This window comes from Roseovarius pelagicus, from assembly GCF_025639885.1.
Classification (GTDB): Bacteria; Pseudomonadota; Alphaproteobacteria; order Rhodobacterales; family Rhodobacteraceae; genus Roseovarius; species Roseovarius pelagicus.
In genome coordinates this window covers 3,547,314-3,560,190 of record NZ_CP106738.1, presented here as the reverse complement: position 1 = coordinate 3,560,190, position 12,877 = coordinate 3,547,314, and the positions used below count along the sequence as shown (strand labels likewise).

The following is a 12,877-nucleotide window of genomic DNA, read 5'->3' as shown; positions in this document are numbered from 1 at the left end:
GTCTCCTCCTTACTCTGCCGCGATGGGTTTGGACGCCGAGCGCAATGCGCGCCAGACGGCTTGGGGCGTGGCCGGCATCGCCAGATCATTGGTGCCGATCGCGTCTGTGATCGCATTGATCACCGCAGGCGGTGCGCCGATGGCCCCCGCCTCGCCACATCCTTTGACACCTAACGGATTGTTCGGACTGGGGGTTTCGTGGTGCTGTACATCAAAGAACGGCATGTCAGCAGCGCGTGGCATGGTGTAATCCATGTACGATCCCGTCAGCAGCTGTCCGTCGTCGTCATAGACCACCTGTTCCAGCATGGCCTGACCGATGCCTTGCGCGACACCGCCATGCACCTGCCCCTCGACGATCATCGGGTTGATGATCGTGCCGAAATCGTCGGCAGAGGTGAACTTGATGATTTTTGTCTCTCCGGTATCGGGATCGACCTCGACCTCGCAGATAAAGGCACCTGACGGGAACGAGAAGTTGACCGGATCGAAGAACGCGGTCTCTTTCAGCCCCGGCTCCATCCCGTCGGGCAGGTTGTGGGCCACATAGGCCGCCAGCCCGACTTCGTGCCAGGCCATCGACTTGTCGGTGCCCTTGACGCTAACGTTGCCGCCCTTGATCTCGATGTCGTCCTCGCTGGCCTCCAGCGTATGCGCCGCGATCTTGCGAACCTTCGCCTCGACCTTGTCCATCGCCTTAACCACTGCGGACATACCAACCGGACCAGAGCGTGATCCATAGGTGCCCATGCCGAACTGTACCTTGTCCGTGTCGCCATGCACGATCTGCACATTTTCGACGGGAATATCGAAACGTTCTGCGACGATCTGCGCAAAAGTCGTCTCGTGCCCCTGCCCGTGGCTGTGGCTACCGGTCAGGATTTCAATAGATCCGACCGGATTTACCCGCACTTCGGCAGATTCCCATAGGCCGACGCCCGCGCCCAGCGATCCTGCCGCCTTGGACGGAGCCAACCCGCAAGCCTCGATAAAGGTTGAGTAGCCCAGACCGCGCAGCTTGCCCCGCGATGCGGCCTCTTTGCGGCGCGCCTCGAAGCCCGCCACATCGGCCGCCTCTTGCGCCATTTCCAGTATCTTGGGGAAATCACCCGCATCATATTGCATCAATACCGGTGTCTGGTGCGGGAAGGATTGAACAAAGTTGCGTCGCCGCAGCTCTGCCGGGTCCATCCCCATTTCGCGGGCAGCAGTCTCGATCATCCGTTCCACGAGGTATGTTGCCTCGGGGCGACCGGCCCCACGATAGGCATCCACCGGGACGGTGTTGGTGTAATAGGTACGTACGTTACAATGGATGTTCTGGATGTCATACTGCCCGGACATCAACGGCGCATAAAGGTAGGTAGGCACCGAACTGGAGAAGAGCGACATATACGCGCCCAGATTGGCGATCGTGTCGATCTTGAAGCCCGTGATCTTTCCATCCGCGTCAAAACCCATCTTCGCGTGTGTCACATGATCGCGGCCATGCGCGTCCGTCAGAAACGCCTCTGACCGGTCTGATGTCCACTTGACCGATCGATTGGTTTTCATCGACGCCCAGAGGCAGGTGATTTCCTCGGGGTAGATATAGATCTTGGCCCCGAAACCGCCGCCCACGTCGGGCGCGATTACCCGCAGTTTATGTTCGGGTGCAACGTTGTAGAAGGCCGACAACACCAGACGTGCGACATGCGGGTTCTGCGACGTGGTGTAGAGCGTATAGTGTTCCTCGGCGTCGTCATAAGTGGCGATGGCGCTGCGGGGCTCCATCGGGTTGGGCGACAACCGGTTGTTGGTGATATCCAGTGTCGTGACATGCGCCGCGTCCGCGAGCCCTGCATCAGTGGCCGCCTCGTCGCCCAGTTCCCAGTCGTAAATCTGATTGCCCGGCGCGTTATCGTGAATTTGCGGCGCGCCATCCTTCATCGCGTCCAGCACATGCGCCACGACCGGCAGCTCCTCGTAATCCACTTCGACAGCCTCGGCGGCGATGCGTGCCTGCGCCTGTGTTTCGGCAATGACCACGGCCACTGCGTCACCCACATATCGGACCTTCTCGGTGGCCAGTGCCGACCATGCGCCCATGTTCATCGGACTGCCATCCTTGGACGTAATGGCCCAGCCGCAGATGATATTGCCGATGCCGTCGCCGGTCAGCTGATGCCCGTCCAGCACGTCGATCACACCCGGCATGCCCTTGGCAGCAGTGGCATCAATGCCCTTGACCGTTGCATGCGCGTGTGAGCTGCGCACAAAGGCCGCATAGGCCTGATTGTCCATTCTGTGATCGTCGGTATAGCGGCCCTTGCCAGTGGTGAACCGTTTGTCTTCCTTGCGCTTGACGCTTTTGCCAATGCCTGAACTCATGTTATGTCCTCCCTTGCGTCAATCACATCTTCGCCGCTGCGTCTTCGATGGACTTCACGATGTTGTGGTAGCCCGTGCAGCGACAGATATTGCCTTCCAGCTCGTGGCGGATCGCGTCGGATGTCAGATCTCGACCCTCGGCCTTGTAACGGTTCACCATGTCGACACCGGCCATGATCATACCCGGCGTGCAGAACCCGCATTGCAGGCCGTGATTGTCGTTGAAGGCCACTTGCATCGGATGCAATTCGCCATTGGCCAGCCCCTCGATGGTGGTAACGTCGGCGCCGTCCAGTGACACGGCCAATGCTGTGCAGGCTTTGACCACCTTGCCGTTCACGTGCACCGCGCAGGCGCCGCATTGGCTGGTATCGCATCCGATATGGGTGCCGGTCAGGCGCAACTGCTCGCGCAGGAATTCCGAAAGCAGGGTTTCATCTGGAACCTCCCTGCTGACCTCCTTGCCGTTCACCTTCATCTTTACGTTTGTCATCTGGGTCCTCCCTGGATTGGCGGGTGCCCCCGCACGCATTTTCAATGGGCCGCACAGATTATGCTTCTGGCGCGCCTGTTTGGGTCAAGTGATCGTGGAAATTGTCAAAGAACTTTGCCGCCAGTTTCTTGGCGGTCGAACTGACCAGACGGCTGCCGAGCTGCGCCAGCTTGCCGCCGACGGTAGCCTGCACGTTGTATGTCAGGATTGTCTCGTCGCCATCTTCGGCCAGATGCACATCTGCCGCCCCCTTGGCAAAGCCCGCGACACCGCCCTTGCCCTCGCCCTGAATAGTATAGCTTTCAGGTGCGTTGATGTTGACCAGCTCGACCGCGCCCGTAAAGCTGGCCTTTACCGGGCCGATCTTCTGAACGACCTTGGCCTCCATCGTGGTTTCGCTGGTTTTTTCCAATTCCTGACAACCGGGAATACAGGCTTTTAGCACTTCCGGGTCGTTTAACGCCGCCCAGACTTCGTCCCGCGGTGCCGCAATGCGGTGTTCGCCCGTCATGTCCATACGACTGTCCTCCCCCATGTCTTACGCATTCGGATCATAGGCGGGCCAGACGTTAAGGCAATAGTTTTGAACCGTTTCCGGCGCTTATCCTCCGAGTAAGTGTTTTGATGTGCTGCGCATTGAGGCGCTCGCTGCCGAAGGACCAGAGATGGCAAAGCGCCTGATGAGGCAAATGCTCTGAAGGATGCGCCGGTGTTCGCCAAAGCATCAGTTGCCAGACTTTGACCGTCGAATCGCCGCACTCAAGGCCGATCGGCAAACCGGCCCCCGGAAACCCTTTCGCGTAACAAGTCCGGTCGAATTGCAGCAAACTGGCGCAATTTTCGCCAAATGGTGACGAAAAATCGCATTCTTTGCGACCCTTTCATACGAAGATACCCAAGAAAACCCGACCCGGCGGGCAAAGCAAACAAGGAGAATACGCATGTCAGACGGAGTGAAGGTCGTTCGCGATGGCCATGTACTTGAGGTCACGTTGGATCGCCCCAAGGTGAACGCGATTGACGTCGCCACCAGTCAGGCGCTGGCTGCCGCCTTTCAGGAACTGCACGAGGATAAGGATTTGCGTTGTGCGATCCTGACCGGCGGCGGAGACAAGATTTTCTCGGCCGGTTGGGACCTAAAGGCGTTGAACGCGGGTGAAATGAGCCTCGATAACTGGTGGGAAGCTGACGAATACGGATTTGGCGGGTTCACTGGCCTGACCGAGAACTGGGCATTGAACAAGCCGGTGATCGCCGCGATCAACGGGCTGGCCATCGGTGGCGGGTTCGAAATGGCGCTGGGATGTGACCTGCTGATTGCGGCCGATCACGTCGAGTTCGGCCTGCCGGAAATGCCGTTGGGGATCGTGCCAGACGCAGGCGCATTGCAGCGTCTGCCGCGTCGTATCCCCCATAACATCGCAATGGAGATGTTCCTGCTGGGCCGCCGCATGAGCGCTGAGGAAGCGGCGCATTACGGACTGGTAAACAAGGTTGTCCCGAAAGATCAGCTGATGGATGCCGCCCGCGAATGGGCAGCCAGTATCGCATGGTCTGCGCCGCTGGCGATGCAGAGTGTCAAGGAAGTGCAGCGCGCGATTGAATGCGTGCCGCTGGAAGATGCCTTTGCCAACATGCGCGGGGATGGGTTGCCGACCTACCGCAAGATGCTGAAGTCCGACGATGCCGCCGAAGGTGTCGCCGCCTTTGTCGAGAAACGCGAACCAAAGTTCAGGGGCGAATGATGGGCTATCCAGATCCACGGACCGTACGCCGCATCACCAGCATTGGCGCAGGCCCGATCGGCGGCGGGTGGGCCGCGCATTTCCTCGCACGGGGCTACGATGTAACGGCCTATATTCACGACGATGCTGAACGTCCCGCACTGATGTCGGTGATTGAAACCGCATGGGCCAGCCTGACGGCATTGGGATTGGCAGAGGGTGCATCGCTGGATCGGCTGACAGTAACAACCGATCTGAAAGAGGCGGTTCAAGGTGCGGAATTCATTCAGGAAAGTGCGCCAGAACGACTGGACATCAAACAGGCATTATATGCCGAGCTAGGTCGCATTCTGCCGACTGATGTGGTCATCGGCTCGTCCACATCCGGCATGACCATGACCGATATTCAGGCCACCTGCGCGACGCCAGAGCGCACCGTGATCGGGCATCCGTTCAATCCGCCCTACCTGCTACCGCTGGTCGAGATCATCGGGGGCAAGCAAACGGATCCGGATGCCGTGGCATGGGCTGCGGCGTTCTATGAGGTCGCGGGCAAAGCACCGCTGGTGATGAAAAAAGAAATCCCCGGATTCGTCGCCACCCGGCTACAAGAGGCACTGTGGCGCGAGGCGCTGCACATGGTGGCAAATGGCGAGGCAACCCCCGAAGACATTGATACCGCGTTGATAAACGGCCCGGCCCCCCGCATGGCAGTTCAAGGACAGTGCATGGCGTTTCACGTTGCCTGCGGCGCGGGCGGCATGGCGACGAACCTTGACCAGTTCGGCCCGGCGTTGAAATGGCCATGGACCCGGCTGGAGGCCCCGGAACTGACCAAGGAGTTGCGTGACCGGATGGTAGACGGATGCAACGCCATTGCGGGGGATCGACATTTCACCGAGATGGCGGCAGAACGGGATCGCAAAATCGTGGCCGTGTTGAAAGCACTGCGGGATTGAGGCGCGAATCAGGTTCAAGATATTGATTAACCGTCAAAAACCCGGTTCGGCATTGCGTCGGTAATACGTCGGTATCGCGTCGGTATCGATGTATAGAATAATCCGGTTAACGCAGCGTGCGCCGCGAGATGTGCAGTCAGTCCCGCGATAGCTGTGCAACCTCACCGGCGCGGGCGCAACGTTTCAAGGTAGCGCGCCAGTGTGCCGGGCCAGACGGGTCCCTCGCTTTGTTCGGGCCATGCTTGCCGATAATCACTGGGCCGTTTGCCAAAACAATTGCGAAACGCAAAGGCGAAATGTGACAGTGAATTGAACCCTGAGGCAGCCGCGACTTCGCGTATGCCCAGATCGGTCGAAATCAACAACACGCGCGCGTGCTGTAGCCGCATCAGTCGGCTGAACTGCACCGCGCTGCACCCCATCGCATGGTTGAACTGACGTTCCAGCTGACGTTGAGACAGACCCACACTCTTGGCAATCGCTGGTATGCTGAGCGGCTCGTCGATATGCGCCTCCATCAGTTTGATCGCCGCCCGAACCGGCGGCGACACCCCTTCCAGTCCGCGGCCCAGTGGGCGGCGCTGCGGGTCCGTATCCTCGCGCACAGGGTGGTGCATGATGTTGTCCGAAATTTCGGATATCAGGGCATTGCCATGATCGCTGCGGATCAGATCCAGCATCAGATCAAGCCCGCCGGTTGATCCGGCGCAGGTCATAATGCGACCGTCGATGGTAAACAGCTGCTCTGCCCCCTGCACGTCCGGATAAAGCTCTTGAAACCCGGCCAGATAGGACCAGTGTACTGTGGCCCGCCGATGCGTAAGCAGCCCCGCACGCGCAAAGATATAGGGGCCCAGTTCGACCGCGCAGAGCCGCGCACCAGCACGTTCTTGTCGGCGCAACCACGACATGAGCCGGGGATTATCGTAGTGTTCTGCCCCCCAGCTGCCGACCACGATCACCAGATCCTCGCGCGCCAGTTTATCGGGCAATTCCGCGCATGCGACGGGCATACCGTTGCTGGCCGTGGTGGTCGCCGCCCCCACCGAACAATACTCGATCGCGTAAAGCGGATGGCGCGACAGGTAGTTTGCGATGCGCGCCGGCTCCAGCAAACTGATGAGACTCATCATGTTGAAGCGGGGCACCAAAACACAGACGATTCGTCCGGTTTGATTTGTCTGATTGATCTGGGATGCCATGGCTCACTCTGGGATTAACTGCGGCGCAGTTAGTGCGAATATTCGCCATCATACATCAAAATTCGTCGAATATTCGACATTTTCTGCGACGCACAGTCGCACACTGAGCGGGAAGAGGAAGCGCGCATGAAGTTCGAAACCATCGTTACCTGTGCCGTAACAGGCGCCGGAGATACCACCGGAAAAAGCCCGCATGTCCCGGTCACACCGCGACAGATCGCTGATGCAGCAATAGAGGCGGCAAAGGCCGGTGCAGCCATTGCACACCTGCATGTCCGTGACCCCGAGACCGGTCAGGGATCACGCGATGTGGCATTATTTAAAGAGGCCGTCGATCTGGTTCGCGCCAGTGACACCGATGTGGTGATCAACCTCACCGCGGGGATGGGCGGCGATTGGGCACCGTCAGCAGACGATCCTGCGATGCCCGGCCCCGGCACCGATATGATCGGTCCAGACGCGCGGCTGGCGCATGTGCGTGAATGCATGCCCGAGATTTGCTCGCTGGATTGTGGAACGCTGAATTTCTCGGACACGGACAGTATCTATATTTCGACACCTCCGACACTGCGCCGGATGGCAAAACTAGTGCAGGAATGGGGGGTGAAGCCCGAACTGGAAGTGTTTGAGCTGGGTCATATCCGCTTTGCCAAGGCGATGGTGGAAGAGGGTCTGATCGACGCGCCGCCAATGTTCCAGCTGTGTCTGGGTATCCCGTGGGGGGCCGATCAAACAGTCGAGACAATGGCCGCCATGAAAGCGCAACTACCCGACGGTGCAAGCTGGGCCAGTTTCGGTGTGAGCCGGATGCAGATGCCGATGGCTGCCGCAGCCGTGGCGCTGGGGGGCAATGTCAGGGTCGGGCTGGAGGACAACATCTATCTGGATCGCGGCGTGCTGGCCACGAACGGGCAGTTGGTCACGCGCGCGGTCGAGATCATCGAACGTATGGGCGGCCGCGCCTTGAGCCCGCAAGAGGCCCGTAACCGGCTGAATCTGCGCGGAGCAGACACATGACTCAGGCCGCATCGGGAGGCTTGACCCTGCAAGGGCTGACCAAGCGGTTCGGATCTTTTACCGCCGTGGAGAATGTCGATCTGGACATCCAGCGGGGCGAATTCCTGACCCTGCTTGGTCCGTCGGGATCGGGCAAGACGACCCTGCTGATGATGATCGCCGGATTTCTGGACATCACCGAGGGCGATATCCTACTGGATGGCGGGTCGATCCGCACCCTGCCTGCTGAGAAGCGTAATTTTGGCATGGTGTTTCAGGGCTATGCGCTGTTCCCGCATATGACTGTGCGGCAGAATATCGGCTACGCGCTGGACGTGCGTAAACGGCCCCGCGCCGAGATTGAGGCGCGGGTCGATGAAATGCTGGATCTGGTGCAGTTGACCGAGTTTGGCCACCGCAAGCCCGGCCAGCTGTCGGGCGGACAACAACAGCGGGTGGCGCTGGCACGGGCGCTGGCCTTTGCCCCGCCGGTGTTGTTGCTGGACGAGCCGTTGGGCGCGCTGGACAAGAAACTGCGCGTCGAAGTGCAGGATCAGCTCAAGGATATTCACCGCCGCGTCGGCACCACCTTTGTCTATGTCACACATGACCAGGAAGAGGCGCTATCCATGTCCGACCGCATCGTGATCATGCAGCAGGGCCGGATCGAGCAGGTGGGCACGCCGAACGAGTTGTACGAACACCCGCGCACGCGGTTTGCCGCCGGATTTCTGGGCAAGAGCAATTTTCTGTCGATGGGTGACGGCGCCTATGCCTTGCGCCCCGAGAAGATCGACATCGCGCCGACCGGGCAACTGGACAGCCACAAGCAGTTGTCGGGAACCATCCGGAGCATCACCTACTTCGGGGCGATGCAGAAGTTCATGGTCACCGTCGAAAACCGCGATGACATCGAGGTGGACGTGGACAGCTGGCGCAACAGGCACGCGCTCAGCGTGGGACAGTCCGTCGATCTGGGCTGGGTCGATACTGCTGCGGTGAAACTAGAAGATACCTGAAGAAAGACCCCGGGCATGCGCCCTGCGCGCGCCCCACGAAAGAAGGGCTAAAACTGCCCATAACCAATAAGGAGAGACCAATATGCAAGACAAGCAATTCATGAAAGAGACGCTGGTAGAGAGCGCCCACGCCTACAAGGCAGGCCGGATGGACCGCCGCACGTTTCTGGCGCTCTGCGGCATGGCGGGTGTTGCCACCTCGTCCGTGATCGCGGGCGACGCCAAGGCCGCTGCCGATCATGTGGTGATGTGGAACTGGGGCGGGCAATCGGTGGAGTGCCACGGATCAGCCATCGGGGATGCGTTCACAGCAGAGACCGGTCTGGGCGTGAAATACGACACCTCCGGCCCGCTAGAAGGCAAGATCCGCGAGATGGTGGACAGCGGCAACGTGACGGCAGACGTAGCCGACGCGGACCTGTTCAACGCGGTTTCGCTTGGCCCCACGGGACATCTGGAGCCGATTGATTACAGCATCGTCAGCAAGGAAAAGACCCTGCCGCAATATGCGCTGGAATACGGCGTTTCGATCATCCTCTACGGCTATGCCTTCGTCTATGACACCGAAGTGTACGGAGACAATCCGCCCAAGGATTGGAAGGATTTCTTTGACACGGCCAATTTCCCCGGCACCCGCGCACTCTACAAATGGGCGAACGGATCGCTTGAAGGGGCACTGATGGCCGATGGTGTGGCCGGTGACGACCTTTATCCGCTGGACATGGAACGGGCGCTGAACAAGGTCAAATCCATCAAGGATGACAGCATCTACTGGGGTTCCGGATCCGAGGTGCATTCGATGTGCGTCAATGGCGAAGCCTCAATGGCGATCATCTGGCAGAACCGTGGCCGCAATATCGAGACCGACACCGAAGGGCGCTACAAGCTGGTGAACAATCAGGCGATGGCCATGCCCGGCGCCTATATCGTTCCCAAGGGCAACCCGGCGGGCCGCGATGCGGTGATGAGATACATCGCCACCGCGCAGGAAGTCCCGGCGCAGTTGGAGATTCTGAACTGTCTGGGCATGACCCCGTCGAACCCTGCGGCCTTTGGCGAAATCCCCGAAGATCAACAACCTTATGCCATCACCTCGGCCATGAATATCGACAAGATCGTCTATAACGATCCGGTCTGGTGGGGCGAGAATGGCAGCGAGGCGGTCAACGCCTTCCTTGACGCCATCAGTTAACGAACCTCTCCCATGCGGGCGGCCTCTCTTTCTGAGTTGCCCGCATACTGGCCGGAGGCCACGCGGGCCTTCGGCATTTTCCTAGCACATCGGTTAAAACATGCAGTTATTCCAGAGATATATCAGCCCCGGATGGCTCTTGGTGGCGCCGTTCGTCATCGTCGTGCTGGCGTTCTATGCTGGCCCGCTGATCAATATCCTGTGGCTGAGCGTGACCGATCCAGAGCCGGGGATTGGCAACTATCAAAAACTGTACGAAACCGACGCGTTGGGGCGCATTCTGTGGACGACATTCCGCATCTGCCTGATCACCACGTTTTTCAGCGTCGCATTGGGCTATAGCGTCGCCTACGCGATGGTGCATGCCCACCGCAAGAACCAGCATATCATGCTGACATTCCTGCTGGTCAGCTTCTGGATATCGGTTCTGGTACGCACTTTTGCGTGGCTGATGCTGCTAGGGCGCAACGGGCTGGTGAACGAGTCGATGGAGGCGATTGGCCTGATTTCCGACCCGATCCGGTTCATGCGCAACGAATTGGGAGTGTTGATCGGGATGGTGCATTACATGGTGCCCTATGCCGTGCTGCCGCTGCTGGCGAACATGCAGACATTGGACACCCGCGTGATGTCGGCCTCGCGCAATCTGGGGGCGACGGGCACACAGACCTTCTGGCGCATTTATCTGCCACTGACGATGCCGGGATTGATCGCGTCGTCGCTGCTGGTCTTCATCCTCAGCCTTGGGTTCTACGTGACGCCCGCGATCCTAGGCGGCGGCAAGGTTCTGATGGTGGCTGAATATATCTCTGTTCAGCTGTTGGTCACACTCAATTGGGGCACGGCTGCGATGCTGGGCACGTTGATGTTGTTCTCTGTGCTGGCGTTGCTCTGGATCATGTCACGGTTCATGCAGCTCAGCGCGGTCTTTGGTGGCGGAGCGGCACGATGAAACCCGGATTATTTGCACGTCTGAACCGTGTCGGCGCATGGATGGCACTGCTGTTTCTGGTGCTGCCTGCCCTGATCGCGATCCCGGTATCGCTGACTCCAAAGCGGTTCTTGTCGATGCCCAAGGGCGACTATTCGCTGCGGCATTTCGAATTCCTGTTTTCCAGCCCCGAATGGCTGTCAAGTTTTGCCCAGAGCGGAATCATCGCCATCAGCACGGCAGTACTGGCCACGGCGCTGGGGACGCTGGCGGCGATTGGCCTGTGGCGCGTAACATCAAAATACAGTGAAATTGTGCGCGCCTTTCTGCTGCTGCCGCTGATCATCCCGCAAATCATTTCCGCGATGGCGTTCTACCGTCTGTTGATCCCGCTGGGTCTGTTGGACAGCTATGCGGGCCTCATTCTGGCGCATACGGTTCTGGCAGCGCCAATGGTGCTGATCACGGTCAGTGCGAGCCTGGCCAACTTCGACCCAAAGCTGGAACAGGCCAGCCGCAACATGGGGGCGCCCGCATGGATGACGATGCGGCGCGTGATCCTGCCGTCGATCCGACCCGGCGTATTTGCTGGCGCTCTCTTTGCTTTCATCCTGAGCTGGGATGAGATCGTCGTCACGCTCTTTATCTCGAAGTTCAACGTCTACACCCTGCCCCGCCGGATGTGGAACGGTATCCGCGAAAACACCGATCCGACTGTGGCGGCCGCCGCCGTGGTGCTGATCGCCATAACATTGGCCGCGTTCGCAATCTCGGCCATCGTGTCGCGCCGTCGCGCGCAAACCGCTCTGAAAGAGGACTAACGCATGAATATTATGGTCAGCCATGAGAACGAGCTGCTGCTGAATACAGTCCGCGCCTTCATGGAGGCAGAGATGTTTCCGCACGAGCAGATGGTCGACAAGACCGGCGAGGTGCCCGAGGATCTGGGCCGCCAGATCGAAGCGCGTGCCAAGGAGGTTGGTCTCTATGCCTGCAACCTGCCTGAGGACGTCGGCGGCGGTGGTCTGGGCCTGTCGGCAATGCACCTGATCGAGCGCGAATACGGCAAGACCAGCCATGCGTTGCACAGTTGGGCCGCGCGACCCACGGAACTGTTGCTGGCCTGCGAGGGCGATCAGCGCGAACAATATTTGCTGCCAGCCGTGCGCGGTGAGAAACGCGAGCTTTTCGGTCTGACCGAACCCGAGGCCGGATCGGACGTGATGGGCATGAAGACCAACGCCCGGCGCGACGGCGATGACTGGATTCTGAACGGAACCAAGCACTTCATCTCTGGTCCGTGCATGCCGGATTTCGCCATCGTCTTTGCCGCCACGGGTGTGGATGAAAGCCCGCGTGGCAGCCGCAAGCGTGTCACCGCCTTTCTGGTCGATATCGGCGCGCCGGGGTTCGAGTGCCGCGAAGGCAACCGCTGTGTCAGCTACCGTGGTTACCGCAATTATCAACTGACCTTCGACAATGTCCGCCTTGGCCCCGGTCAGGTGTTGGGCGAAGAGGGGCGCGGGCTGGAGTTGGCCGGTCAATGGCTGGGCATGGGACGCATCTGGGTCGGTGCAAGTTGTTGTGGCAAGGCAGAGCGCATTCTGGGACTGGCAACCGAATGGGCGGCAAGCCGTCGTCAGTTTGGCCAGCCGATCGGGCGGTTTCAGGCGACCGGGTTCCGGCTGGCGGATGGCGCGATGGGGCTGCGTGCGGCGGACCTGCTGGTGGCCGATGCCGTGGCCCGCGCAGAGCGTGGCGCGATGGAGGATGCTGATGCGGCCATGGTCAAAGTTTATTGTTCCGAAATGCTGAACCGGATCGCTGATGACACGGTGCAGATTTATGGCGGCATGGGCCTGATGGAGGAACTGCCGATCGAGCGTCTGTGGCGTGACAGTCGGCTGGAACGCATCTGGGACGGCACGTCAGAGATCCAGCGCCACATCATCACCCGGTCGATCCTGCGCCCGCTGGGGGCCTGACCATCC

General features: G+C 59.7%; 12 protein-coding genes. 8 read left to right on the top strand and 4 right to left on the bottom strand.

Annotated elements, in window-relative coordinates; translation table 11 throughout:
• Window positions 1–9: 9 nt before the first annotated feature.
• From N7U68_RS18655 to N7U68_RS18645, 3 genes are read right to left on the bottom strand one after another with little or no spacing between them, the layout of a single operon-like run.
• Window positions 10–2,370, bottom strand: a complete 2,361-nt coding sequence (locus N7U68_RS18655; protein ID WP_165193060.1) for a xanthine dehydrogenase family protein molybdopterin-binding subunit — start codon at window positions 2,368–2,370, stop codon at window positions 10–12.
• A gap of 22 nt (window positions 2,371–2,392) precedes the next feature.
• On the bottom strand, window positions 2,393–2,863 hold the full coding sequence (locus N7U68_RS18650; protein ID WP_165193062.1) for a (2Fe-2S)-binding protein: 471 nt from the start codon (window positions 2,861–2,863) through the stop codon (window positions 2,393–2,395).
• Between the two features lie 58 nt (window positions 2,864–2,921).
• Window positions 2,922–3,380: an SRPBCC family protein gene (locus tag N7U68_RS18645; RefSeq protein ID WP_263047786.1), complete on the bottom strand. Its 459-nt coding sequence runs from the start codon at window positions 3,378–3,380 to the stop codon at window positions 2,922–2,924.
• 424 nt (window positions 3,381–3,804) lie between these two features.
• On the opposite strand from N7U68_RS18645, the gene N7U68_RS18640 reads away from it, so the two are divergent.
• Together N7U68_RS18640 and N7U68_RS18635 are read left to right on the top strand one after the other, a co-directional pair.
• A complete protein-coding gene (locus N7U68_RS18640) occupies window positions 3,805–4,608 on the top strand; it encodes a carnitinyl-CoA dehydratase (RefSeq protein ID WP_165193066.1) in 804 nt (267 codons plus the stop codon).
• A complete protein-coding gene (locus N7U68_RS18635) occupies window positions 4,608–5,546 on the top strand; it encodes a 3-hydroxyacyl-CoA dehydrogenase NAD-binding domain-containing protein (protein WP_263047785.1) in 939 nt (312 codons plus the stop codon). Before N7U68_RS18640 ends, N7U68_RS18635 begins: the two co-directional genes overlap by 1 nt.
• A gap of 161 nt (window positions 5,547–5,707) precedes the next feature.
• Here the strand turns inward: N7U68_RS18635 and N7U68_RS18630 are convergent, their stop codons facing one another.
• Window positions 5,708–6,748, bottom strand: coding sequence for a GlxA family transcriptional regulator (locus N7U68_RS18630; RefSeq protein WP_263047784.1), 1,041 nt, complete (start codon window positions 6,746–6,748; stop codon window positions 5,708–5,710).
• Window positions 6,749–6,874: 126 nt separating this feature from the next.
• Here N7U68_RS18630 and N7U68_RS18625 point away from each other — a divergent pair, with 126 nt between their 5' ends.
• The 6 genes from N7U68_RS18625 (at window position 6,875) to N7U68_RS18600 (ending at window position 12,871) form a co-directional block, all read left to right on the top strand.
• Window positions 6,875–7,765: a beta-keto acid cleavage family enzyme gene (locus tag N7U68_RS18625; RefSeq protein WP_165193072.1), complete on the top strand. Its 891-nt coding sequence runs from the start codon at window positions 6,875–6,877 to the stop codon at window positions 7,763–7,765.
• On the top strand, window positions 7,762–8,763 hold the full coding sequence (locus tag N7U68_RS18620) for an ABC transporter ATP-binding protein (protein WP_263047783.1): 1,002 nt from the start codon (window positions 7,762–7,764) through the stop codon (window positions 8,761–8,763). Before N7U68_RS18625 ends, N7U68_RS18620 begins: the two co-directional genes overlap by 4 nt.
• A gap of 82 nt (window positions 8,764–8,845) precedes the next feature.
• Window positions 8,846–9,955, top strand: a complete 1,110-nt coding sequence (locus tag N7U68_RS18615) for an extracellular solute-binding protein (protein WP_165193076.1) — start codon at window positions 8,846–8,848, stop codon at window positions 9,953–9,955.
• 142 nt (window positions 9,956–10,097) lie between these two features.
• Complete coding sequence (locus tag N7U68_RS18610; RefSeq protein ID WP_241188200.1) at window positions 10,098–10,907, top strand: ABC transporter permease; 810 nt, start codon at window positions 10,098–10,100, stop codon at window positions 10,905–10,907.
• Window positions 10,904–11,707 (top strand): ABC transporter permease, encoded by an 804-nt coding sequence (locus N7U68_RS18605; RefSeq protein WP_165193080.1) that lies wholly within the window; start codon window positions 10,904–10,906, stop codon window positions 11,705–11,707. The genes N7U68_RS18610 and N7U68_RS18605 overlap by 4 nt, the downstream gene beginning before the upstream one ends.
• Before the next feature lie 3 nt (window positions 11,708–11,710).
• The gene (locus tag N7U68_RS18600) at window positions 11,711–12,871 is read left to right on the top strand and encodes an acyl-CoA dehydrogenase family protein (protein ID WP_263047782.1); all 1,161 of its coding nucleotides are present in this window, start codon (window positions 11,711–11,713) and stop codon (window positions 12,869–12,871) included.
• The last annotated feature ends 6 nt before the right edge of the window (window positions 12,872–12,877 follow it).

Excerpts from the sequence above, each read along its gene's own strand:
- N7U68_RS18655 (WP_165193060.1), bottom strand. The coding sequence starts at position 2,370 with ATGAGTTCAGGCATTGGCAAAAGCGTCAAGCGCAAGGAAGACAAACGG.
- N7U68_RS18650 (WP_165193062.1), bottom strand. The coding sequence starts at position 2,863 with ATGACAAACGTAAAGATGAAGGTGAACGGCAAGGAGGTCAGCAGGGAG.
- N7U68_RS18645 (WP_263047786.1), bottom strand. The coding sequence starts at position 3,380 with ATGGACATGACGGGCGAACACCGCATTGCGGCACCGCGGGACGAAGTC.
- N7U68_RS18640 (WP_165193066.1), top strand. The coding sequence starts at position 3,805 with ATGTCAGACGGAGTGAAGGTCGTTCGCGATGGCCATGTACTTGAGGTC.
- N7U68_RS18635 (WP_263047785.1), top strand. The coding sequence starts at position 4,608 with ATGGGCTATCCAGATCCACGGACCGTACGCCGCATCACCAGCATTGGC.
- N7U68_RS18630 (WP_263047784.1), bottom strand. The coding sequence starts at position 6,748 with ATGGCATCCCAGATCAATCAGACAAATCAAACCGGACGAATCGTCTGT.
- N7U68_RS18625 (WP_165193072.1), top strand. The coding sequence starts at position 6,875 with ATGAAGTTCGAAACCATCGTTACCTGTGCCGTAACAGGCGCCGGAGAT.
- N7U68_RS18620 (WP_263047783.1), top strand. The coding sequence starts at position 7,762 with ATGACTCAGGCCGCATCGGGAGGCTTGACCCTGCAAGGGCTGACCAAG.
- N7U68_RS18615 (WP_165193076.1), top strand. The coding sequence starts at position 8,846 with ATGCAAGACAAGCAATTCATGAAAGAGACGCTGGTAGAGAGCGCCCAC.
- N7U68_RS18605 (WP_165193080.1), top strand. The coding sequence starts at position 10,904 with ATGAAACCCGGATTATTTGCACGTCTGAACCGTGTCGGCGCATGGATG.
- N7U68_RS18600 (WP_263047782.1), top strand. The coding sequence starts at position 11,711 with ATGAATATTATGGTCAGCCATGAGAACGAGCTGCTGCTGAATACAGTC.